Annotated in this window: 22 protein-coding genes; 19 read left to right on the plus strand and 3 right to left on the minus strand. The window is 43.7% G+C overall.

What is annotated here, in order from left to right; genetic code table 11:
• Positions 1 to 15: 15 nt before the first annotated feature.
• Entirely contained in the window at positions 16 to 606 is a 591-nt protein-coding gene (locus ACMXYT_RS06625; protein ID WP_415912051.1) for a YiiX/YebB-like N1pC/P60 family cysteine hydrolase, read from the minus strand.
• A 173-nt stretch (positions 607 to 779) separates the two neighbouring features.
• Between ACMXYT_RS06625 and ACMXYT_RS06630 the strand changes: the two genes are divergently transcribed.
• Positions 780 to 1,868: a DUF3524 domain-containing protein gene (locus ACMXYT_RS06630; RefSeq protein WP_415900851.1), complete on the plus strand. Its 1,089-nt coding sequence runs from the start codon at positions 780 to 782 to the stop codon at positions 1,866 to 1,868.
• Here the strand turns inward: ACMXYT_RS06630 and dbpA are convergent.
• Positions 1,865 to 3,241 carry an ATP-dependent RNA helicase DbpA gene (gene dbpA / locus ACMXYT_RS06635; protein ID WP_415912052.1) on the minus strand — a complete coding sequence of 459 codons (1,377 nt, stop codon included), beginning with the start codon at positions 3,239 to 3,241 and terminating at the stop codon, positions 1,865 to 1,867. The genes ACMXYT_RS06630 and dbpA overlap by 4 nt on opposite strands.
• Before the next feature lie 202 nt (positions 3,242 to 3,443).
• Between dbpA and ACMXYT_RS06640 the strand changes: the two genes are divergently transcribed.
• Positions 3,444 to 4,658, plus strand: coding sequence for a UbiH/UbiF/VisC/COQ6 family ubiquinone biosynthesis hydroxylase (locus ACMXYT_RS06640; RefSeq protein WP_415900853.1), 1,215 nt, complete (start codon positions 3,444 to 3,446; stop codon positions 4,656 to 4,658).
• Positions 4,659 to 4,767: 109 nt separating this feature from the next.
• Here the strand turns inward: ACMXYT_RS06640 and ACMXYT_RS06645 are convergent, their stop codons facing one another.
• Positions 4,768 to 5,280: a phasin family protein gene (locus ACMXYT_RS06645; RefSeq protein ID WP_415900854.1), complete on the minus strand. Its 513-nt coding sequence runs from the start codon at positions 5,278 to 5,280 to the stop codon at positions 4,768 to 4,770.
• A gap of 480 nt (positions 5,281 to 5,760) precedes the next feature.
• On the opposite strand from ACMXYT_RS06645, the gene ACMXYT_RS06650 reads away from it, so the two are divergent.
• The 17 genes from ACMXYT_RS06650 to bluB all read left to right on the plus strand — a co-directional run bounded on the left by ACMXYT_RS06650 (position 5,761) and on the right by bluB (position 23,500).
• Positions 5,761 to 8,682, plus strand: a complete 2,922-nt coding sequence (locus tag ACMXYT_RS06650) for an insulinase family protein (RefSeq protein WP_415912053.1) — start codon at positions 5,761 to 5,763, stop codon at positions 8,680 to 8,682.
• A 35-nt stretch (positions 8,683 to 8,717) separates the two neighbouring features.
• Positions 8,718 to 9,620 carry a DMT family transporter gene (locus tag ACMXYT_RS06655; RefSeq protein ID WP_415912054.1) on the plus strand — a complete coding sequence of 301 codons (903 nt, stop codon included), beginning with the start codon at positions 8,718 to 8,720 and terminating at the stop codon, positions 9,618 to 9,620.
• A 174-nt stretch (positions 9,621 to 9,794) separates the two neighbouring features.
• Entirely contained in the window at positions 9,795 to 10,145 is a 351-nt protein-coding gene (gene hpf / locus ACMXYT_RS06660; RefSeq protein ID WP_415884297.1) for a ribosome hibernation-promoting factor, HPF/YfiA family, read from the plus strand.
• 149 nt (positions 10,146 to 10,294) lie between these two features.
• Positions 10,295 to 10,810, plus strand: a complete 516-nt coding sequence (locus tag ACMXYT_RS06665) for a flavodoxin (RefSeq protein ID WP_415900857.1) — start codon at positions 10,295 to 10,297, stop codon at positions 10,808 to 10,810.
• Positions 10,811 to 10,941: 131 nt separating this feature from the next.
• Positions 10,942 to 12,798: a CHASE2 domain-containing protein gene (locus ACMXYT_RS06670; protein ID WP_415900858.1), complete on the plus strand. Its 1,857-nt coding sequence runs from the start codon at positions 10,942 to 10,944 to the stop codon at positions 12,796 to 12,798.
• Positions 12,788 to 13,249: an SH3 domain-containing protein gene (locus ACMXYT_RS06675; RefSeq protein ID WP_415900859.1), complete on the plus strand. Its 462-nt coding sequence runs from the start codon at positions 12,788 to 12,790 to the stop codon at positions 13,247 to 13,249. The genes ACMXYT_RS06670 and ACMXYT_RS06675 overlap by 11 nt, the downstream gene beginning before the upstream one ends.
• A gap of 3 nt (positions 13,250 to 13,252) precedes the next feature.
• Positions 13,253 to 14,122: a M48 family metalloprotease gene (locus ACMXYT_RS06680; protein WP_415900860.1), complete on the plus strand. Its 870-nt coding sequence runs from the start codon at positions 13,253 to 13,255 to the stop codon at positions 14,120 to 14,122.
• A gap of 28 nt (positions 14,123 to 14,150) precedes the next feature.
• On the plus strand, positions 14,151 to 14,642 hold the full coding sequence (locus ACMXYT_RS06685; protein WP_415900861.1) for a GNAT family N-acetyltransferase: 492 nt from the start codon (positions 14,151 to 14,153) through the stop codon (positions 14,640 to 14,642).
• A gap of 57 nt (positions 14,643 to 14,699) precedes the next feature.
• Positions 14,700 to 15,272 carry a class I SAM-dependent methyltransferase gene (locus tag ACMXYT_RS06690; RefSeq protein WP_415912055.1) on the plus strand — a complete coding sequence of 191 codons (573 nt, stop codon included), beginning with the start codon at positions 14,700 to 14,702 and terminating at the stop codon, positions 15,270 to 15,272.
• Between the two features lie 238 nt (positions 15,273 to 15,510).
• Positions 15,511 to 16,194, plus strand: coding sequence for a TIGR00153 family protein (locus ACMXYT_RS06695; RefSeq protein ID WP_415900863.1), 684 nt, complete (start codon positions 15,511 to 15,513; stop codon positions 16,192 to 16,194).
• An 18-nt stretch (positions 16,195 to 16,212) separates the two neighbouring features.
• Complete coding sequence (locus tag ACMXYT_RS06700; protein WP_415900864.1) at positions 16,213 to 17,478, plus strand: inorganic phosphate transporter; 1,266 nt, start codon at positions 16,213 to 16,215, stop codon at positions 17,476 to 17,478.
• A 171-nt stretch (positions 17,479 to 17,649) separates the two neighbouring features.
• Entirely contained in the window at positions 17,650 to 19,083 is a 1,434-nt protein-coding gene (locus ACMXYT_RS06705; RefSeq protein WP_415900865.1) for an aspartate kinase, read from the plus strand.
• A gap of 92 nt (positions 19,084 to 19,175) precedes the next feature.
• Entirely contained in the window at positions 19,176 to 19,685 is a 510-nt protein-coding gene (locus tag ACMXYT_RS06710; RefSeq protein WP_415900866.1) for a hypothetical protein, read from the plus strand.
• 72 nt (positions 19,686 to 19,757) lie between these two features.
• Positions 19,758 to 21,236: a hypothetical protein gene (locus ACMXYT_RS06715; RefSeq protein WP_415900867.1), complete on the plus strand. Its 1,479-nt coding sequence runs from the start codon at positions 19,758 to 19,760 to the stop codon at positions 21,234 to 21,236.
• A complete protein-coding gene (locus ACMXYT_RS06720) occupies positions 21,217 to 22,224 on the plus strand; it encodes a substrate-binding periplasmic protein (RefSeq protein ID WP_415900868.1) in 1,008 nt (335 codons plus the stop codon). Before ACMXYT_RS06715 ends, ACMXYT_RS06720 begins: the two co-directional genes overlap by 20 nt.
• A complete protein-coding gene (locus ACMXYT_RS06725) occupies positions 22,224 to 22,784 on the plus strand; it encodes a CBU_0592 family membrane protein (RefSeq protein ID WP_415912056.1) in 561 nt (186 codons plus the stop codon). The genes ACMXYT_RS06720 and ACMXYT_RS06725 overlap by 1 nt, the downstream gene beginning before the upstream one ends.
• Positions 22,785 to 22,825: 41 nt before the next feature.
• Complete coding sequence (gene bluB / locus ACMXYT_RS06730; RefSeq protein WP_415900870.1) at positions 22,826 to 23,500, plus strand: 5,6-dimethylbenzimidazole synthase; 675 nt, start codon at positions 22,826 to 22,828, stop codon at positions 23,498 to 23,500.
• Positions 23,501 to 23,575 lie beyond the last annotated feature (75 nt).

The raw sequence follows: 23,575 nt of genomic DNA on the forward strand, positions 1-23,575 counted from the left end.
ACCTGACTGTCAGTGCTAGCTGACAGTCGTATAGATCGTTTCGAGTTGCGGGTCATTCAATTGACTGGCAGGTGTAATTGTCTTTCGTTGCCATGGGACAAAGCCAAAGTACCAGCAGCGCCAAAAGTTAACGCTGGCTTGTGGGTTTTCATCCAATAGTTCAGCTAGCGTTTGTACTTTACCTAACTCTATCCCTAACGCCTCCTTAAAGGTTAAATAAACAAATTTAGAACAAAACTGTCGCTTGGAATCGAATTTAAAGCCTAAGTGATAAAAGTGCCCCATACGTTTCTCAGCGGTTTGTTTTAATTTGCTTATGTCTCTGCCGGCTAGAGGCTGTTTGAGTCGTAATATGCTCACTTCATCGTTGGTTGTGCGCGATATAAAATCTTTTAGAGTCGTGCGTCTAACACAGGGAACAGCGCTTTCTAGAACAAGCCATTCATCATTTTCTTGAACGACAAAGCCAACATGCGAAGTCCAGCTGCCAGTGCCTTTTGCGACCTGGCGGTAAAGAAAACTATTGATGGAGATAAAAATAATGTCTCCTTCTTGTACGCAGTTTTCTAGGTCATTGATTACGCTGTTGAACTTTGTCATTTTCATTGCTGCTTCCTCAAAAGTTGATACGTAAAGTATGTAGGCTTTGAGGGTGTTGGGCTAAATATTCAAAAAAGGTATCGTATTTCGATACTTTTGGTTTTGTTGCTCTGTTTTAAGTGTAATAGGACAAAGCAAAATTTGGCTGATACACTAGCGCTTTTTTCAATGGCGGCTTTATGCGAATACTCCTTCTCTCAGCTTATGATGCGGATAGTCATGTTTATTGGCGTAAAGGGCTTGTTGAGCACTTAAATGAACACGAATGGACAGTTTTGTCTCTGCCGGGACGCTATTTTAGTTGGCGTATGAGAGGGAACAGTCTTAGTTGGGCGTTTAACGAAAGGGAAGTATTAAGCCAGCCTTATGATCTAGTCGTAGCGACCTCTATGACAGACCTATCTGCCTTGCGTGGTTTTGTTCCATCTTTAGCCCAAATTCCAACACTGGTTTACTTCCACGAAAACCAATTCGCTTATCCTGAGTCTGGTAAAGCATTTAAAACCGTTGAGCCATGTATTCTGAATCTTTATACCGCGTTGGCTGCGGATTATTGTTTATTTAACAGTGAATATAATCGACAGACGCTTTTGGATGGCGCGAAAGCTCTCCTGAAAAAGATGCCTGATCAAGTACCAGCAAATCTGATCGAGCGGATTAGAGATAATTCAGCCGTGCTGTCTGTACCTATCAAGTCTGATAGCTATCAAATACATTCCCCTGAATTTGATGAGTTTCATATCGTTTGGAATCACCGTTGGGAATACGACAAAAATCCTCAACTACTGCTAGATGCCGTTGAGCAGCTGATAGAGAAACGCAAGGATTTTAAGCTCCATGTGGTCGGGCAGCAGTTTAGAAAAGTACCTGAGCAATTTGAGAAGCTTCGTGTGTTACTCGGTGATTGTGCTGGAGAGTGGGGTTATCTGTCGTCGCGTGAGGAGTATCTGGCTCTACTGCGTAAAGCAGATGTTGTGCTTTCAACAGCTGTACATGATTACCAAGGGATCGCTGTTTTAGAAGGCGTCGCGTCTGGGGCAGAGCCCTTAGTCCCTGACAGGTTAGCGTATAGAGAATTGTTCCCTGAAGCCTGCCGGTATAAAGAAGAGAGCGAAGCTGAGGTCTTGGCTGAGCGATTAGATCAGTTAGCAGCAAGAAAGTACGTAGGAAAGTGGGGGGAGCAGGTGAATGTCGATCGGTTTAAATGGGCGATACTGGCAGACCAGTATCGCCGTCACTTTGAGCGTTTAGCCCATAAAGAAGGTTAAAGGCGACGCACCTTAAACTTGCGGCCTTTAATTTTTCCTTGGCTCAAGCGTTCGGCTGCCTTTCGTGCAACTTTGCGTTCAACAGCAACGTAAGCAGCGAAATCATACACATTGATCTTGCCTACTTGGTTGCCTTGTATACCAGCATCGCCTGTTAACGCACCTAAGATATCGCCAGGGCGAACTTTGTTCTTCTTGCCGCCAGCAATCGCAAGCGTAGCCATTGGTGGGTTATTCGGCTGATAGTTCGGATCCGCGTCTGGTAGTTCAGTCACGGGGAACTCTGTATCCAAATACTTTTCAATGGAAGCTACTTTGTAAGCTTCTGATGGCTGATAAAGATTTAATGCCATGCCTTGCTTACCTGCACGGCCTGTTCGACCGATACGGTGAGTATGAACTTCAGCATCGCGAGTTAGATCGTAGTTGATGACACAAGGGAGGTCATCAATATCTAGTCCCCGAGCAGCTACATCGGTCGCTATAAGGATAGAGCAGCTGCGGTTGGCGAATTGCACTAGTATCTGATCACGATCACGTTGTTCTAAATCGCCGTGGATCGCTTTTGCGCTATAGCCTAAGGATTTAAGGTGCTGTTGAACATCATTACAGGTTTGCTTCATGTTGCAGAAAATCACTGCAAACTCTGGTTTGAACTGAGCTAAAATCGCGCTCAAATTCTCTAGCTTATTTTCTTTTTCGATCTCAAAGAAATGTTGCTCAATCTGGGATTGTTGGTGAGTGGATTCTACCTCAACCGTTATTGGCTGATTGAGAATGTCTGCACTCAGGCTCGCAATGGTCTTTGGGTAAGTAGCAGAAAATAGCAGTGTTTGGCGTTTCTTTGGGGTTTGCCCGATGATGTCACGAATATCATCAGCAAAACCCATATCCAGCATACGGTCCGCTTCATCAAGCACTACTGTAGTTACTTGATCTAAGCGAAGGGTTTTCTTACGAAGATGGTCTTTAATACGACCCGGGGTACCTACCACAATGTGTGCGCCATGCTCCAAAGAGCCAATTTGTGGCCCTATTGATTGACCACCACAGAGGGTCAAAATTTTTACATTTTCAGTAAAGCGAGCGAGCTTTCTTAACTCATTAGCCACTTGTGTTGCTAATTCACGTGTGGGGCAAAGCACTAGGGCTTGGGTGGCAAAGCTACGAAGATTTAAATTCAGTAGTGTGCCTATGCCAAACGCAGCTGTTTTACCGCTGCCTGTTTTTGCTTTCGCAATGAGGTCATTACCTCGCAAAACCTCGGGTAGGGCTTTCTCTTGGATAGCCGTCATCTGCTTATAGCCTAGATGATCTAGGTTCTTCAGCATCGGTTTTGGAATATTGAGATTTGAGAAGCAGGTATCAGACACAGGGCACTCGGTAACAGTAAAGTTGGTTAGGTTTTGTTGCAAAGCGGCATTATAGAGCAAACCGCTTTGGGAGAATATGAATACCCTGAAGAATCACTCGCTAATCAAAGCGCGTTAACAATTGTTGATCTTTCTCAAGATGTTGGCAGGCTCTTTGGGTATACTTCGGGACAGTCAAAAATAAGTAAGTTGGTTGGGAATTATGAATACGCGTTACGATGTCGTCATTGTCGGTGGTGGTATGGTGGGTGCAACGATCGCTTGTGCTCTTGGAAATAGCCCGTTATCAGTTGCCGTCTTGGAAAGTCGATATCCTGCGGAATATGAGCCTTCCCAACCAAATGATTTGCGCGTTTCTGCTATCAGTGTGGCTTCTGAGAATATTCTTCAGCGCGTAGGGGCATGGGAAGGGATCCTATCCCGTCGTAGTTGCCCTTACCGTCGCATGAAGGTCTGGGAAGCAAGTGAAGAAAAGGCTTCTACAGAATTTGTTTCCGATAACATTGGTCGTGATCACCTTGGCCATATTGTTGAAAATCGTGTGATTCAGCTAGCGCTCTTAGAGCGTTTACAGACGTTTGAAAATGTTGATCTGATCTGTCCTGCTGAAGTTGAGGCTATCGATTATTCTCCTGGTAGCAGCATTGTTAGATTAAAAGACGATAGAGAAATAATTGGGCGTCTACTTATCGCTGCGGATGGTGGTGAGTCTCGTGTTCGCCAAGCTGCAGGTATAGGTGTAACCCGTTGGGACTATGAGCAGCATGCACTGGTTGCTTCTGTGACGACTAAGTTTGCTCAAGAAGATATCACTTGGCAGCAGTTTACACCGACAGGTCCGCTTGCCTTTCTACCTCTTTCAGGAAATAACGCTTCTCTGGTTTGGTATAACACACCAGATAACGTCAAACGTCTCTTGGCTCAGGATGAAGAAAGCTTTATGCAAGAGCTTAAATCTACCTTCCCTGATGCGTTGGGCGAAATTGATCAGCTATTAAGTCGCGGCGCATTCCCGCTTCGTCGCCAACATGCGCAGGAATATGTCTTAGAAGGTCTAGCGTTAGCAGGTGATGCTGCGCACATGATCCACCCTCTAGCAGGACAGGGCGTGAATATCGGCTTGCTTGATGCAGCTGCTCTTTCGGAAGTGATTTTAGCGGCTGCTAATACCGGTGAAGATATAACCGAATTAGCGTTGCTGAAGGAGTATGAAAAGCAGCGTCGCAAGCATAATTTATTGATGATGCAGACGATGGATGCGTTCTACCGCGTATTTAGTAATCAGAACGGCCCACTAAAAGTGTTGCGCAATATTGGTTTAGGTTTGGCAGGTCGTGTAACGCCAGCTAAAAACAAAGTTATGCAGTTTGCGATGGGCTTGGAAGGGCCTTTGCCTGAAATGGCCAAAGAACAATAATCAAAGGCTTAAATAAAAAAAGCCGGTCTGGGAGACCGGCAAAGAAATACGGCTGAATAAACCAGCCAGAGTAGAGAAGTGGGGTCGTTACGTGACCCCCAACGATGAATTACTCAGCAGCAGCTTCTGCTTTAGCTTCTGGCTTACGTTTAGCCGGCGCTTTTTTTGCAGGTGCTTTTTTAGCAGGTGCAGCTGCTTTTTCAGCTGGTGCAGCTTCAGTTTTAGTTGCGTTTGCAACTACAGCAGATGTAGCTTCAGCAGCTTCAGTTAGAAACTTGTTGAAATCCGACATGTATGGCATTTCACTGATTTCGCTCAGGCTCTTTTCTACGATTTCAGCGATCTCTTCTTTTGCAGAGTTTAGAGCTGCTAGCTCTTTTTCTGCAGTCGCAGTCGTTTTGCTTTCCAGAGATTTGAAGAACTCAACCTGCAATTCAACTGCTTCTTTCGGCTCTTTAACTTCAGATAGAGCTTTTAGTTGAGCTACGCTTGAATCTACGAAATCAGTTACATATTCAGACTGCAAAGAGAACAGAGTTTCTAGTGCTTTTTTGTTCACTTCAGCAACGTCGATTGCTGGTTGCATTTTTTCCTGAACATCTTTCATTAGATCATCGTACATTTTCCATTCCTCTGAGAATCTTTAATAAAGTGTTTTTTGTGCGTTGCAGCATTTGAGATAAATATAGTGGTTAATAAATAACCTGTCAAATATTTTTTTGTGCATTGCACAAAAATATTTTTAGGCCTGTTTCTTCGTGATTAAACGTATATTAAACAATCGGTTAGAGTGGTAGCCGTAAAAGGTTTGAGTTTTACTAAAATCAGCTTTTTAAGCTGTTTTTGCAGAGAATTAAAAATTTTTTTTAGCCTAATTGCACCTGCTTTGTGTCTATATGGGCTTGTAGGTTGTTCATATAAGCAAATAGCTATTACAATCAGATGATAGCGCTATGGCCCAAATTCAGGGCTTTTATGGGAGAGGAAGGCTACAGCAGGATTGGTAATCTGCTAGTGTAGTTAGCTCACCTAAATACCTCGGGACATATAACAATTTGTAACTTGGGTAGATGTCCCTTTAGTAACAGGATCAAGTATTTTCATGACGCAATCGAATACAGTCGTAGAATCACACTCATCTTTTGAATTTGTTAGATCTGAAAAGATCGAGTCATTAGGAATTGATGTAACGGAATACGAGCATAAGAAGACTGGCCTTTCGCACTTTCATATAGCGGCAGATCATACTGAGAATGTTTTCCTTATTGGTCTGCGGACTGTTCCGGAAGACTCAAAAGGTGTTGCGCATATTCTAGAGCACACCGCTTTGTGTGGTAGTGAGCGTTTCCCCGTACGTGATCCGTTCTTTATGATGACGCGCCGTTCACTTAATACATTTATGAACGCCATGACGAGCAGTGACTGGACCTCTTATCCATTTGCTAGTCAAAATCGCAAAGATTTCTTTAACCTGTTAGATGTCTATCTTGATGCTGTTTTCTTTAGTCGTTTAGATCCATTGGATTTTGAACAAGAAGGCCATCGTATTGAGTTTTCTGAAACCGGTGATGCTGAATCCGATTTGGAATACAAAGGTGTTGTTTACAACGAGATGAAAGGAGCAATGAGTTCACCGGTTTCTCGTTTGTGGCAGTCGGTGACTAAGCATCTTTTCCCGACAACAACCTACCATCACAACAGCGGCGGTGAGCCAGAGAGTATCCCTGACCTAAGTTATGAAGAGCTGATTGAGTTTTATAAAACTCATTACCACCCGAGTAATGCGGTCATTATGACTTTTGGTGATATCCCAGCTGCTGAGCTGCAGGGCTTCTTTGAAGAGAAAGCGCTAAGCCGTTTTGAAAAGCTGGGCACCTCTATCGAAATTCATGATGAGAAACGCTACCACTCGCCATTGCGGGTGGAAGAAGGTTACGACCTTGATCAAGAGGATCTAAGTGGTAAAACACACCATGTTTTAGCTTGGCTACTTGGTCATTCCAATGATTTAGAAGCACAACTTAAAGCACACCTTATGTCACGTGTGTTACTAGATAATAGTGCTTCTCCGCTACGTTATGCGCTTGAATCAACTGATCTAGGCAGCGCGCCTTCGCCATTATGTGGTTTAGAAGATTCCAATCGTGAAATGAGCTTCATGTGCGGTATTGAAGGCAGTGAGCCCGAATCTGCGGCAGAATTTGAAAAATTGGTATTGGATACCTTGCAGAAGGTTGCTGAAGAGGGTGTGCCTCAAGCTATGCTGGAAGCCCAGTTGCATCAGTTAGAGCTGCAACAGCGCGAAATTAATGGTGATGGCTATCCTTATGGCCTGAGTTTGATCATGTCTTCGCTCGGGGCCGCTGTTAACAAGGGTGATCCAATCGCTATTCTGAACCTTGATCCAGTGCTAGAAAAGCTGCGTGAAGCGATCAAACAACCTGACTTTGTTCAGGCCATGGTTAAGGAGCTTTTAGATAACCCGCATCGCGTTCGTTTGACTTTACGCCCAGACAACAAACTAGCAGCTAGTCGTGATGCTGCAGAGAAAGCGCAGTTGGCTCAAATTAAAGCGGGTTTATCAGATGACGATAAACAACGGCTAATTGATCGTGCTGCTGAGCTAGCGGAGCGACAAGAACAGGTCGATGATGAATCGATTCTACCGAAAGTGACATTGACCGATGTACCAGATGAGATGTCTGTTCCAGAAGCAGTTGCGGTTGATTCTACGCTTCCTTTGACGCGTTATGATCGTGGCACCAACGGTATTGTTTATCAGCAGGTGATTATGGAGCTTCCGCAGTTAACGGAAGATGAGCAGCACATACTGCCTCTATACAGCTATCTTCTTACTGAATTGGGCTGTGGTGATCGTACTTATCAAGAGAATCAGCAGTATCAAACAGAAGTGACCGGTGGTGTTCATGGTTTTGCTTCAGTCAGGGGGGCGCCTGATAATGAGCAGGATGTAAAAGGCTACTTCACATTAACAGGCAAAGCCTTAGTGTCTAAACATGAGGCGTTGTTAGATCTGCTGAAAGAGACGCTGCAATTTGCACGCTTTGATGAATTGCCTCGTATTCGTGAAGTGGTATCTCAACAACGTACCCGTAAAGAACAAGGTATCACCGGGCAAGGCCATGCATTCGCAATGATGGCTGCAGCAGCGAAGATGAGCCCGGCTGCAGCACTATCTCATGCAACAAAAGGTCTTGAGTCTATCTGCTATTACAAGCAGCTGGATGATCAGCTAGAGAATGACGATGCTCTTAAACAGCTTTCACAACGTCTCCAAGAGTTGCATAGCAAGATCCAGTTTGCCCCTCGCCAATACCTAGTAGTGGCTGAAGATGAGTATCAGGCTAGTGTTCAGAGCTACTTAGAGTCTATCTGGGCAGATGTGCCGAGTGAAACCTCTGCAGGGTTCTTACTGCCAGAGTTACGTAGCAAGGTGAAACAGGCTTGGGTTACCAGTACACAGGTAAGCTTCTGTGCTAAAGCATACCCAACTGTGGCGGTAGATCATCCTGATTCTGCGCCACTTACCATCTTGGGTGACTTCCTACGTAATGGCTATCTTCACCGCGTTATACGAGAGAAGGGTGGCGCGTACGGTTCTGGTGCTGGTCAGGACTCTGGCGATGCAGCTTTCCGTTTCTTCTCTTACCGTGATCCTCGTTTATCTGAAACTTTGGATGACTTTGATGGTGCGGTGAAATGGCTTCTGGAGACGGATCATGATGCTCAGAAACTAGAAGAAGCGATTCTGGGTGTTGTCAGCTCGATTGATAAGCCAGGATCACCGGCTGGTGAAGCTAAGCAAGCATTCCACAGTTCATTGTTTGGGCGCACGCCAGAACAGCGTAAAGCGTTCCGTGCGCGTATCTTGAATGTGACATTGGATGATCTAAAGCGCGTTGCCAAAACTTATCTTTTGGATAAAGAGGGCAGTGTGGCTGTGATCACCAGTAAAGAGCAGGCAGACAGTCTATCCGACGACTTTGAAGTAATTGAAGTCTAAATAAGGTAAGATCCGGCTGGCGATTACGGGAGACTGTGATCGCTAGACATTTATTGCTTAATAATCTTCAAGCCTCTATGCCCACACAAGCGCTTTATCAAGGTGCGCTGTTTATCATTCTGTCAGAACTGTTTTTGGTCTGTTCTGGCATGGTCGTAAAGCAGATCACTCATCAGCTACCCACTGAGATTATCGTATTTGCCCGTAACCTCTTTGCGTTAATTCTATTGATGCCTTGGTTATTGCGAAATGGGATCTCCTCGATAAAAACGAGCTCTCTTCGATTTCATATTGCGCGTGCGGCGGTCGGTGTGACTGCCATGATGTGTCTTTACTATTCATGGGGACACTTGCCTTTAGCAGAGGCGGCGTTGATCAAACAAACAGCTCCATTCTTTATTCCATTATTCGCCTTATGGTGGTTAGGTGAAAAGATTTCTGGGGTAGTGAAACTGGCAATATGTGTTGGTTTCTTTGGTGTTTTTCTAGTGTTGAATCCCGGGCAGGGAACACTCAATGTTGCTGTGCTAATTGCGCTTTTTGGTGCAATGCTGGGGGCGCTAGCAAAAGTTATTATCCGTAGGATGAGCGATACAGAACCAGCCAGTCGCATCGTTTTTTATTTCGCTTTGTTTAGTACCGTTTTAGCTTTGCCGCCAGCGATGCTTAATTGGGTTACGCCCAATTTAGTTGAATTGGGTTGGTTATTGCTGATGGCCATTACCTCAACAGTTGCCCAGCTGTTATTGAGTAAAGGCTATGGTCTTGCACCAGCAGGACAGTTGGGGCCGTACACATACGCTTCGGTAGTCTTTGCTGCACTGTTTGGTTGGTTATTATGGGATGAAGTATTAGGCGTCTACAGCTTAATAGGTTTGTGCTTGATCTTCTCGGCTGGATTGTTGTCCCTTTCTTCCCGTAAAACGGCTAAATCCTAGTAACAATTGTTTGGTGTTTGAACAGTTTTACCTGTCAGCTATCAATTTTTCGTCATGAAGCGAAAAAAGTACTTGTAATCCATTCTCAGAGTGGTACTACTGTAAGTGTACAGGGGCGCACAAAAACATTAATTCATAGCGCTCTCACTGCAACAAGGCATTAAGGATTTGCACATGAATATCAAAATTACTCACCGCAATGCTAAAGTTTCTGACAGTGTAAAAGAGAAAGTAGAGGAATGGCTGAATAGCAGCCAAGAACGTTACGAAGTTATTACTAGTGCTCACGTTATTATTGAAAAAAATGATCGTGAGGACGTTGCTGAAGCAACAATTCACGTAGCAGGTAAAGATATCTTTGCGAAAGCATCCGCTGATAACTTGTATGCTGCTCTGGATGCGATGGCTGATAAAATTGATCGTCAGCTAGATAAGATTCACCAGAAAAACGTGAATAAAAAAGGAAATCAGAGACCCGCTGCAACAGTTGAAATGGCAGCGGATGAGGAACTCAGCTTAGCCTGATCTAGGATATAAAGTTTCTAAAGCCCAGCTATATGCTGGGCTTTTTTATTTCTAGAACAAAATTTTATATGCATCAGGCTTGCATAAGTGTCGTTATTGGATGGATAATGATAAGTGTTATCATTAGCGTGTAGGTATTGGAGTAGGTAGTGAAGGCAGCGTTATTTTACGGCACCACAACAGGTAATACTGGCGATATTGCAGATAAGATAAAAGGTAGTTGGGATGCCGGCGAACTAGAGTTATTTGATGTCGCAGACAGTTCGCTCTCTGCTGCAAAAGATTTTGATATTCTTATTTTTGCTATACCTACGTGGGATTATGGTGAAGTACAGGAAGATTGGCTGGAAGTATGGGATGAAGTGGAACAGTTGGATTTCAGTGGTAAACAGGCTGCCTTTATCGGTCTTGGTGATCAGTTTGGCTATCCTGAATGGTTTGTCGATGCAATGGGTATGCTACATGATAAAATCGTAGCTAAAGGCGCTGAGATTGTTGGTCACTGGTCTGTTGAGGGTTATGAATTCGAAGAATCTAAAGCATTAACAGACGACAAAAAACATTTTATTGGTTTGGCTTTAGATGAAGATTGGCAGCGTGATCAAACTGATGAACGCATCTCCGATTGGTTAGACCAAGTTAAACTTGAGCTAGGCGTTTTCTAATCTATCCAGCGACCTGAGTATTATGAGCCCTGGTTTTACAGGGCTTTTTTGTGTCTGTCGTTCTCTGGCCTATGCTGTAATAAAGCTACTTTCTATAAGGTAGTAAGAAACTAGGTCAGATAGGGATAGCTATGTCCGCCAGCAAACTCCGCTCGGAAATTAAAGCGATCTCAGTGCTGAGTATCTTATTTTGCTTATTTGCAGCCATTAATTTCCATTCACCACTGCTTCCACAATTAGAAAATTACTGGCTCGATTTAACGCTTCAACAGCGAGCAGAGAAAAGAGTAGCAAGTGAGCAAATAGTAGTCATCGATATAGATGATGCGAGCCTGAATAACCTTGCGCCTATTGCGGGTGGTTGGCCTTGGCCAAGGGCTGTCCATGCCGAGCTGGTGGAGTTGTTACAGTTACAGAAACCTGCTGCAGTAGTGTTTGATGTGCTATTTGCCGATAGAGATATTTTTAACCCTGAAAGTGATCAGTATTTTAGTGAGGTGTTGGCTGCATCGAATAATGTCTATCTACCGTTCTTACATTTGCAAACCTATTCTGATCATCTGTTTCCGCGTTTAGACCAATATCCAGAGACTGTTCCCATACAAAAGCCAGATACCGTTTCGACTATTCCTCATGCAAGTTTGGTCTTACCTAATGCGGTTAACGCGAGTGTTTGGCGTTTAGGCAGTATCAATTTCCATCCAGATAAAGATGGTGTTGGGCGTAAGTACGCCGCAATACATCCAATATCTGATTGGGGAATTATTACGATGCCTGCACGAATTGCTGTTGATCTTAATGGCTTTGAGATTGAAGAGAAGTCAATTTGGATCGATTGGTATCAAGGCAAAGGAGAGCCCTATCCCAGACTCTCTTATAGCGAAGTGTATACCCAATTAAGTCAAGGCGATGATTTTAAAGAGCCTAACTATTTTAAGGACAAAATCATTGTAATCGGTTCAACTGCTGCGGGTTTACATGATATCCAAGTCACACCAATTACTAGTACTTACCCCGGTGTTTTTATCTTAGCTACGGCTATTAATAACTTTATGGATCAGAGCTTTCTGCAACCGGTAGATGCTTTGCTAGTTTTGGTGATTGTGGGTGTAAGCTTTGGTGTTTTAGTGCTGTTGCTAGTTCGTGTGGGCAATTTCTATTACGCACTCATCGGAATAGGCGTTTTAATCGGAGTAAACGTGCTGTTCAGTTATCGGCTTTTGATCATGAAAGGGATGATGTTCCCTGTTATGGCTTGGCTGGTGGCTTATATATTTGTTGCGGTTTCTTTTTACGCATTCCGCTTATTGCAGCAGCAGAGAGAGATGAAAAAAACGGTCGATATTTTTGGCCGTTTTTTAGACCCGAAAGTTGTGAAAATTTTGCTTGATCAAGGAATCACCGATCAAGCTTTGGCAGGAAAAAGTACGCGGGTAACCATCTTATTTACCGATATCCGTGAGTTTACTCATCTTTCTGAATACCGTAGTGCTACCGAAATTGTAGAACTTCTAAATCATTACTTCTCTCGCCAGGTAGAAGTTATTTTTCAGCATAAAGGTACGCTCGATAAGTTTATCGGTGATGCCATTATGGCGTTTTGGGGTGAGCCAATTGAAAATCCCGGTCAAGAGATTGCTGCTGTGAATGCGGCTTTGGATATGGTGGATCAAATGGTCAGCTTTAGACGAGAGTTTGGCTTATTTGATTTCGATATAGGTATTGGTCTCCATACGGGCGAGGTCGTTGTTGGGGCAATAGGTACCCAAAGTCGCTACGATTACACTGCTATTGGTGATGCTGTAAACGTAGCTAGTCGCATCGAAGGGCTGACTAAAGAAACAGGTCGAAGGATTTTGGTTTCTGAAGAAACTCGACAGGCATGTGGGGATGCTTTTGACTTCGAGCTGATTGGTGACTATAAGGTTAAAGGCCGGGAAAAATTGGTAACCGTCTATCAGCCAAGGAGGTTGAGTGATGAACCTTAAATTACTAATTATCGGTCTTCCATTTATGAGCTCCACTTGGGCGACTGCTCAAACTGCCTACACAGTCAGAGATATCCCTGTCTACCAAACTCCCTCAATTTCTAGCACTGTCGTTACGAAACTCTCTGAAAAATCCTCTGTAAATATTCTGCGACGAAGCGGTGGTTGGTACGAAGTACGAACGGGTAATACTGACTCTGGTTGGGTGAAAATGATAAACCTTCGATATGTGAGTAATCCTAGCACGCAACAAGTTGCGGGCAATATGCAGTACCGCTCAAAAACAACGTTGACTACCGGTGTTAGAGGGCTGGATGAAGGCGGGATTATATCGAGTGGGTCAGGTGTCTCCCTTAGCAAAGTAAAAGGTTATAAAGTGAGTGCAGATGCGGCTACCAAGTTTGCACGGGAAGGGGGATTGAAAGCACGAAGCATGAATTATGTGGAGTAGCTTATGTCTATATTGAAAATAAACGCTATCAAAGGGGTTGTTGCTGGTTTTCTTTTGCTGGGTTTAAGCGGCTGTCAGGTCAATAACATCAATCTGACCCCATTAATGGAAGCAGGAAAAAAATCGACCGATCTATTTGAGAAAAGCTTGGCTGAAGAAGTTGAGATCGGTGAGGAAGTGAGTGTTGTTCTGCTTCAAAAAGCCTCCATATATAACGTCCGAGATGTTCAAAAGTATGTGAATTCAGTGGGAATGTGGCTCGCTCAACAAACTGAACGATCTGATATCCCTTGGACCTTTTCAGTGTTACGAGATGATAGTTTTAATGCTTTCGCCACGCCCGGTGGATTTATCTATATTACAACGGGGACTTTAGAGCAGTTGGAGAGCGAAGCTGAGCTTGCAGGTGTGCTAGCTCATGAAATTGCACATGTGGTTCAAAAGCACCATCTCCGTGCTATTCAGAAGGAAGCTAAGATTGGTATTGCAGCAGATCTTGCTCGGTTCTTGCGTGACAGTCAAAGCGATTCAGATAGCAGTGGAGCTACGGTATTTGGTGACCACTCAGTTGAAAATAAACTGCTGAATACCATTCAGGATGTTTACAGTGATGGTTTAGCTCGAAGTGATGAATTAGAAGCGGATAAGATGGGCATGGTGATCGCAGCCAGAGCTGGCTATGATTCCATGGCTTATATCGCTGTATTGCAAAAGATAGATGCTCAACAGGATGATAGTTCGTTTTGGCAGGCTTTTAGTAAGCGCCACCCAAGCGCTGAAGATCGTTTGTCAGAACTGCACAAGTTAGCGGATAAGATGACTTATATAGAAGGTAAAGAGCTTAATAATCGTTATTCCAAAATGATAAAGTAGATGTACATGGGATATCGGAATAAATGTAATGGATCTTTCCAATAAAGAGTCTTTTCTAATCAGCGTGTGTGGGCCTGATCGAATAGATGTTGTGCTTAAGCAGTGGCAGCAACTTACATTGTATCTGCCTATTCACCATGCTAAGCCATTTGGTATGCCTATTCCTGAACATCTTGAAAATCAGCTCCGTCACACGCTTGAGAAATGTATTGAAAGAGATGATGCAATGGTATTTATAGCTGAGGGCGAAAAGGTTTATGGGACCATTGCCGTCATTCTGAATCAGCAAACAGCTTATACTCAGCCTAATAGCAGTGTTTTGTTTAATTTATGGGTCGAACCTGATCAGCGTAGAAAAGGGATAGGGCAAGCATTGGTCGCGGATGCTAAACAGTGGCTTAAAGCTCAAGGGGTGACCTCTGTTCAGGCTGGATGGCATCCCGGAAATCCTGAAGCTGATCGTTTTTGGTTGAAACAAGGATTTTCACCTTACGAAACGATTGGCTCTGCATTTTTATAGTTAAGTAATCATTATTAATAAACTTTTCCCCGCACATTTCTATTTTTAAGGAATTAAATGAGCAAAGCACAGCAAAAATGGGATCAAAGATACTTGGCGAAAAGCCAAGGCCTAGAATCGGAGCCTGTTGCACCAGAATATCTACAACGTCAGTGGCGTTTTTTAAAAACAGGTCGTGTATTAGATCTGGCAGCAGGAGATGGGGCTGCCTCTATCTTTCTGGCCAAACAAGGCTTTAGCCCGGTAGCAACAGATATATCTCAAGTAGGTTTGGATCGTTTGTCTGAGGCTATGACTAAGTTGGGCTTGGAAGTGGAAACTGCTCAATTGGATCTAGAAGAGGAATCGGTGGATCTGTCAGGTCTGGGGTTGTTCGATTCGATTGTTATCTCCAGATATAAACCGGCTGATGGATTATGGGAGCAGCTGCTTGCTCTATTGAAGCCTGAAGGTACTTTATTAATGACTACGTTCAATCTGTTCCAGCATGAACGTACCGGTTTTTCTAAGCGGTTCTGTTTAAGAGAAAACGAACTTTTAGATCATTGTGCTGAATTAGCTTTAGTAGATTTTGAATCTGATCGTAACCAATCGGGGATGGATTCTTATATTTTTAAAAAAAGAAACTAAGAAATAGATCTAAAATAAACCTTGCTATCAGTATGTATATACATTGTGATGCAATGAATTTACAAGGCATATTCGCAGTACATCGCTTGTCTGCCTTGGATCAAATATTTCAGTTTTTTTACCGAAAAATTACTGTTTTGTAACAAAACTGTAATTACTCTAGGAAATAATTCCGTCATAATTCGCGCGCCTGAACACAGGTGTGTTCAATTTTTTTCAGACTTTTAAGGTGCGTTGTATGGTAGCAACCAGTACCCCATTCTTGCAGATGTTTGCACGTTCACCGTTCAAACCTATGCAGGATCACATTGCAAAAGCGCAAGAATGTGCCGTTGAGCTTATTCCATTCATTGAAGCAGTCATCGCTGAAGACTGGAATGAAGCAGAGAAAGTACAAGCACGTATCGCTGTTTTAGAAGGCGAAGCAGATGCAATGAAGAAAGAGATTCGCCAGAATCTGCCTAAAAGTATTTTCCTTCCAGTTCCTCGTACGGATCTTCTAGAAGTTGTTCGTATGCAGGATAAGATTGCAAATCGCGCTAAAGATATCGCAGGCATCATGCTTGGCCGTCAAATGAAAGTGCCAACTGAGATGCAGCAAGATATGAAAGATTATGTTCGTGTCGCTTTGCAAACGTCTGAGCAGGCTTTAACTGCGCTTAAAGAACTGGACGAATTGGTAAATAGCGGTTTTGGTGGCCACGAGATTGATGTCATCGAAAAAATGCTAGAAAAATTGGATGCCCTAGAGCACAACACGGATGAACACGAACGTGCTATTCGCCTAAAACTATTTAGCATCGAGAAAGAGCTTCCACCGGTAGATGTAATTTTCCTCTATCAGGTTATTAGTTCGATCGGTGACCTGGCTGATCGCGCACAACAGGTTGGTAGTCGTTTACAGCTATTAGTTGCTCGTTAATTCATTCGGTAAGTTAAGATGGAAATCATTTCTCAGTACGGCCATATTCTTGTCATTTTGGCATGTGTCTTCGGCTTCTTTATGGCTTGGGGTGTTGGTGCAAACGATGTTGCCAATGCCATGGGTACTTCAGTTGGTTCAAAGGCGCTGACCTTGAAGCAAGCGATCATGATCGCTATTGTCTTCGAATTTATGGGAGCTTATCTTGCGGGTGGTGCTGTAACAGCGACAATCCGTAAAGGTATCATCGACCCAGCTATTTTGTCTGGAACGCCTGATTTACTTGTTTTTGGTATGCTGTCTGCACTTTTGGCAGCTGGTATCTGGTTATTAGTGGCGACACATTTTGGCTGGCCTGTATCTACAACGCACTCTATCGTTGGTGCGATTGTGGGTTTTGCGGCAGTTGGCATATCTGTTGATGCGGTCAACTGGGGTAAAGTAACTAAGATTGTTGCAAGTTGGGTAGTATCGCCAGTAACAGCTGGGCTCATAGCCTTCTTCTTATTTAGAAGTGTGCAGAAGTTGATACTGGATACTGACAATCCTTTTGCCAACGCTAAGAAATACATTCCAGGTTACATCTTCCTAGTGGGCTTCATGGTTTCCATGGTGACGTTCACTAAAGGCCTTAAACACGTCGGTTTAGATCTTAGCTGGGGGCAAAGTGCACTAGCATCTATAGCTATTGCGGTTGTGATTATGGTGATTGGTATGCAGATGCAAAAGCGTATCACACCTGACCCAGATGCTGATCGTGACCATCACTTTACTAGTGTTGAAAAACTGTTTGGTATTTTGATGATGTTCACTGCCTGTGCAATGGCATTTGCTCATGGTTCAAATGACGTAGCAAACGCTGTAGGTCCTGTAGCTGCAATCGTAGGGGTTGTATCAGCCGGTGGTGAGGTTGTTCAAAAATCAGCTATGCCAGTTTGGATCTTACTACTTGGCGGCGGCGGTATCGTTGCTGGTCTAGTTATGTACGGCCACAAGGTAATCGCAACAGTAGGTAACAACATTACTGAACTTACACCAAGCCGTGGTTTCGCTGCGACACTAGCTGCTGCAACAACAGTTGTATTTGCGTCGGGTACTGGTTTGCCAATATCCACTACTCACACGTTGGTAGGTGCTGTATTGGGTGTAGGTCTTGCGCGTGGTATGGCTGCACTTAATCTGCGCATCGTAGGTACGATATTTGTATCTTGGGTAGTAACTCTGCCTGCAGGTGCCGGTCTAGCAATCATCTTTTTCTTCATGTTTAAAGGTATGTTTACCTAAACGTGGAAGTGCTTTGAGTAGAAAAGCCCTGTATTCGCGAGAATACGGGGCTTTTTTCTGTCTAAAACAATTAAATGATCACAAATCCATCATAATGATGTAAAATTTGGGCCCAATTTTTTGCTTTGGGAGTAAATCCCTAAGCTAGAACCAGAAATATCCGGAAAGAAGATGCATACAGTTGAGAAGATCGGCGGCACTTCCATGAGCCGCTTTGAGGAATTGATGGACACCATTTTGGTGGGTAAGCGCACCACACCAGAGGAACTGTATAACCGAATTTTTGTTGTGTCAGCTTATGGCGGTATTACCAACTATCTTCTTGAGCACAAAAAAACCGGTGAGCCTGGTGTTTATGCACGTTTTGCGAATGCTGAAAGCGAGCAGGCGTGGATCGATGAGTTGAGTAAAGTTCAGGCGAAAATGGAAGAGATCAATGCTGAACTTTTCGCTGATATGGAATTTGAACGCAACGCAGCTGATGCTTTTGTAATCGAGCGTTTGAATGATGTTCGTGATTGCATGAAGAGCCTGCACCACCTTTGTACTTACGGTCACTTCCAGTTGGAAGAGCACCTGATGAAAGTGCGTGAGATGCTAGCATCTATCGGTGAGGCGCACAGTGCATATAACTCTGTGCTTGCTCTGCGTAAAGCTGGTATTAATGCTCGTTTTGTTGATCTGACTGGTTGGCACTTAGATCAACCTCTACCGTTTGAAGAAATGGTTAAGACTCAGTTTGCCGATGTTCAGATCGACAAAGAGATGGTGATTGCTACAGGCTATACGCACTGTGAAGAAGGTCTGATGAAGACTTTTGACCGTGGTTACAGCGAGATGACTTTTAGCACGATTGCGACTGTAACAGGTGCAACTGAAGCGATCATCCATAAAGAATATCATTTGAGTTCTGCAGATCCGATGCTAGTCGGTACTGATAACGTAGTCACAATTGGTGCGACTAACTATGATGTGGCTGATCAGCTGTCTAACTTAGGTATGGAAGCTATCCATCCAAAAGCTGCGAAAGGTTTGCGTCGTAATGGTGTTAAATTGCGTATTAAGAACGCATTTGAGCCAGAGCACGAAGGCACGGTTATCTGTCAGGATTACCACAGCAACGCTCCTCGTGTGGAGATTATCGCTGGTCGTAATGATGTTTTTGGCATCGAAATCTTCGACCAAGAGATGCTAGGTGATGCGGCTTACGATATTGAGATCTCTAAGCTTCTAGCTCAGTTGAAACTTTACGTGATCAACAAAGATGCTGATGCGAACAGTATCACGTACTATGTTGGTGGCTCTCGTAAGATGGTTAACCGCGCAACGCGCCTAATGGAAGAGATGTATCCAGAAGGCCAGATCCGTCTGCACAACCTTGCGATCGTTTCTGCTATCGGTTCACACATGAAGGTTAAAGGTATTCTTGCTCGTACAGTAAGTGCTTTGGCTGAAGCGGATATCAACGTAATGGCGCTTCACCAGTCTATCCGTCAGGTAGAGATGCAGTGTGTTGTCTCTGAAGATGACTACGAGAAGGCGATCATTGCATTGCATGCCGCTCTGATTGAGCAGAGCCCGCAGAACGTAAATACTGCGGCTTAATCGCAAACATCTGTAAAGCCCGCGAAAGCGGGCTTTTTTATTTCTGCATTTCCATCTAATCTGCTTACTATTCTTGGTAAGGCGAAAAACTGATGGAAAAGCAGTCCCTAGAGTTCATTTATACAGCACTGAAATCTGCAGAAGAGCACGTGCGCAGCTTTGATACTAAAGCGCAGATTGTCGGTGTGGGTTACATTTTTACAGCAGGCTTAATCCATACAATCGGTTCTACGTTGCCGCAAAGGGATGATTATATCTCCAGCATATTGGCGATCATCCTCTCTTGGGGATTGGTCATTGGGCCGATCATTTTATTTGGTGCGGTTTTATATCCTACGCGCAATACGGCACCAAAAGTGGGGGCTGAGCACAGTAAAGTTTTGAAACTCTTTTTCACTGATAGTGAGCATTCAGAATCGACAGGGCATTACCTTAAAGCGCTGGAAAGTTCTGATCTGCGAGTCGAGCTGACTTATGAGTTATTAAAAGTCTCTGGTCTGCGAAATTTAAAACGTAACCGCTTTCTCCGTGCCTTATGGGCAGCGTTGATCTGTTTAATCATGCTTTTTGGTCTTCAGCTTTATCGAGCTGTGTTCGCTTAAAGTGTAAACGCGCTTCTATTCCTAACTCGTTGATTTTAGAATGCTCAGTATCTAAAAGATTAAGGGTAAGTAATGCAGTTAGTGACCATGACCCCAATCCGCAGTCATTTGAATCTGCGTCAGGGAGTGAATGAAAGAAGTGCTGAATATAGCCAATTCCTTTCGCAGTTAGATTGTGTGTTACAAAAGCGGTTGGTCAAACAGCTTGATGAATCAGGCGATCTATCAAACCGCATTGCTGTTCAGCATCAAAATCAGGGCAAAGCTTACACCAATACTGGCTCTGACGATCGAGACACTCTGTGTTTATTCACTCACACTAAACAAATTACTGATCAGCTTAGTCTTGAGGCGAAGGTTTATAGTAATACCTTGTCTGTGGTGACCGTGACTATGGAGATGGAGTATGTCGTTGCTACACTCGAAGATATCGCTCAAACCTTGAGTGCTGACATTAGCCTACCTTCGGCAGAGTCTAACTATCAGGATCGAATCACAGCGCTTTGTCGCTCGATTGTTAAAGTCCCACAGAAGCCTGATGGACATGCTTTGCTTCCAGAGATCTATCAACTCCTCGATGAAGATACTGAACTGACGCTAGAGCTATTTGCCCAAGCCCAATCAACCTATCTGATTTCAAAATACTATCGCGACGAGCTTTACCCAGCGCTTCGTGATCTGCCTAAAACGATTCAGATTAACTATCTGGAAGCTTTGGGAGATTTCTCTGGCTTTAATGATATTAAAGAAACCGATGGTTCTAATGTCGATCAGCCATGGAGCTCTCGCTTACTGCGTTTAGATCGTTCTGAAAGGGAAGGAAATGAGTCGCTTATTGAAAACTGGTTAGCTGAAACACCTCATCCAGAACACGCTAAAGAGATTCTTGAGCAGGATAGAATGGATTCCTTAGTGTGGCTTAACTATGTATTAGTTGATGAAATCGATGAAAAGAACAAGCCTCTGCGTCACAAGTCAGACTACAAGTTAGAGGCTATGGGATTAGCTCAGTACTTTTATGCAGTACAACATGCCTGTAATTCCAATCTTTATATGGCGATCTCGGATACCTATTTAGAGAGTAATACCCATGTCGCCGAAGATATATTGGCGGGGGTGCGTGCGACGACGCGTATGCATATCAGTGATTATCATGAGAACTGCCAATATCTCACCCGAGATAAAAAGTTACTGCTCGAGAATATCCTAGCTGGCTGGGATTATGATCAGATGGTTCAGAATTCTGAGCGCCTGATTGAGGTCTGCTCTAGTAAAATTAAGGATATACATGCAACCCGTTCGGAAAAAAGCAGCTTCTACACCGATCTAATTCTTGTTGCGATTGGTTTTATCAGTCTGTTCGATCTTGCGATCACCATCTCTGAATACAGCCGTACTTATACATCAAATGCGGCGCTAGGTTATAGAGATGAACAGCCCTCTAGTTTCTTGAGTGGCGTGGCTAATATGGAAACTGACCTGCTTCTACTGAGCAGTGTTGTCTCAATCATTCTTTTATTTGTTGTGTACTATGTTGCGAAACGTCGTTAAATCTTTTGCTGTCATCGCCTTGATCTTGAATGTGGCGGTAGCTAGCCCTTTTCAAGCACAGCCTGTTTATACCTCTGATTGGAAGCCGTTTGTTAATGGTGAAGAAGAAGAGAAAGGTGTTGTTTCCCGAGTGGTACAGCTCGCCTTTTGGGAGATGGGTTTGGAGGCTGAACGAGCTAGTCTGGATTATTACTTCAGCTATAAGTTGGTAAAAAATCAGCAGGTTTTACTAAGTTATCCCTATTTCAAAACAGATAAGCGCTCGCAAGAGGTGTTGTTCTCAGATCCGCTGATGTCTATAGAGAATGGCCTTTTTTATAACTCTAAATGGCAGCAATATTCCGGTAAAGCCATCGATTTTAACCAACAGAAAGTAGGTAAAGTCGCTGGTTATAGCTATGGTGCTGAAATTGAACCTTTACTGAAAAATGCTAAGGTCTATAACAGTGATCTTCAGGCTTTAACGGCATTATCTAAAGGCGAAATTGATCTATTACCAGCTAGCATTGAGGTTGCGAAAGTAATGTTACATAAGCACTTTCCTCATCTGTTACATGAGTTTAAATTGCTCGAAAATCATCGCGGTACAGACAGTGTTCATCTAGTGGCTAGCGCTAATGATGAAGGTCGGGAATTTATTCAGCGATTTAATTCGGCGTTAGCGCGTTTAAAGTCGAAAGGTATGATTGAACAGCTGCTTACCTCTAAAGCAGATGTTCAAGGTAGTGGTTATGTTCGACTGGTGCCGGCGGAAGGCTTTCCTTTAATTACTGGCTATGAGATGAATGCTCAAGGAGATAAGCAGTTCTTTGTTATTCCTCAGGGCAGCAGGGCGACGGTGTTAGCTTGGCATGATGTTGTTTTAAAGCCGCATGCTACTGAAAAAGTGTTTGATGGCATGATGAAGTATTCTCAGGTAAAGGTGGTCGATGGACCACATGCGGGCCGATCACTTTTCGTAAGAAACATGCACCTAGAGGTAGAGTAGTGGTTTCAGTCACACTAGGCTGGCTTGGGACAATACTTTACCTGTTGGCTCATGCTTGGCTTTCCTTACTTAAAAATAAAGCCTCTTATCACTACTATCTGGCCAATTTAGTTGCCGCAATTTTGGTGGCTACATCTTCTTACCTGATTGCATCTTGGCAGGCGGTCGTAATTAATGTGTTTTGGGCGCTGGTTAGTTTTGCTGCCATGAAAAACTATGTATTACCGCGTCTGCCTTTCAGTAATGCCCAATTATATGGGCTGCTGGGCGTCATGTTTCTGGCAGGAGCTGGTGGCTTGCTGTTTTCGTATGCTCAGCAAGGAATGGCTATCTTGGCTTGGAGTTCATCTATTGCTTATTGCTTAGGCTACTGGCGATTTTCTGCAGGGCGGTTAAGTCAGCAGTCCTACTATCTCGTCAATACTTATGCGGCGGTGATGTTGTTGCCGCAGCTTTATACCGATGCAAACTGGCCGGTATTAGTGTTACAAATCGTTTGGGCCTCAGTCTCATTGTGGGGCTGGTATAAGGGGCGAGAAGGTTATGTGCTGTCTCCTTAATTTCTCATCTGTTGGCAGCTTTCTTTTTATATGGGTAAAACATGTCTGAACCAAATACACCTCAATTAGATATTGATGAACTAGCGCGAGAGCACTTTTACCAAGTGTTATACGGACGTAGGGATGTGCGAGGTCAGTTTTTACCGAATTCTATACCTGATGATGTGCTGACTAATATTTTGCATGCCGCACATCATGCTCCATCGGTCGGTTTATCGCAGCCTTGGAACTTTATTCTGATTCGTGACGAGGCTAAGCGTCAGCGAGTTTTTGATGCTTTTCAAAAAGCTAACGATGAAGCTGCAGAAATGTTTAGTGGCGAGCGACAAGTTCAATATCAAGCATTAAAACTGCAAGGCATACTCGATTCACCTCTTAATGTTTGTATCACTTGTGATCGAAAGCGAGGTGGTCCCGTTGTGCTTGGCAAGACCCATCAGGCCGAAATGGACTTGTATAGTACTGTTTGTGCGGTACAAAACTTTTGGCTTGCTGCAAGAGCAGAAAATATAGGGGTGGGCTGGGTGTCTATTATTGATAGGGATGTATTGGCTAAGTTACTTGAGCTCCCAGAAGGCGTAGTCCCTGTCGCTTATTTGTGTGTGGGTTATGTCTCAGAGTTTCTAAAAAAACCTGAACTTGAACTGGCTCAGTGGGAAAAACGCAGCCAATTGGAAGAGATGATTTTTACTGATAACTGGGGGAATAAAGCTTAGCTTTAGCTGATCTGGCGTTAATGAAAATGAACCTTGCTGTTTGAAAAATGATCTATATTGATTATATCGCCGTTT

Origin of the sequence: Neptuniibacter sp. QD37_11, assembly GCF_047778105.1 — a bacterium.
Taxonomy (GTDB): domain Bacteria; phylum Pseudomonadota; class Gammaproteobacteria; order Pseudomonadales; family Balneatricaceae; genus Neptuniibacter.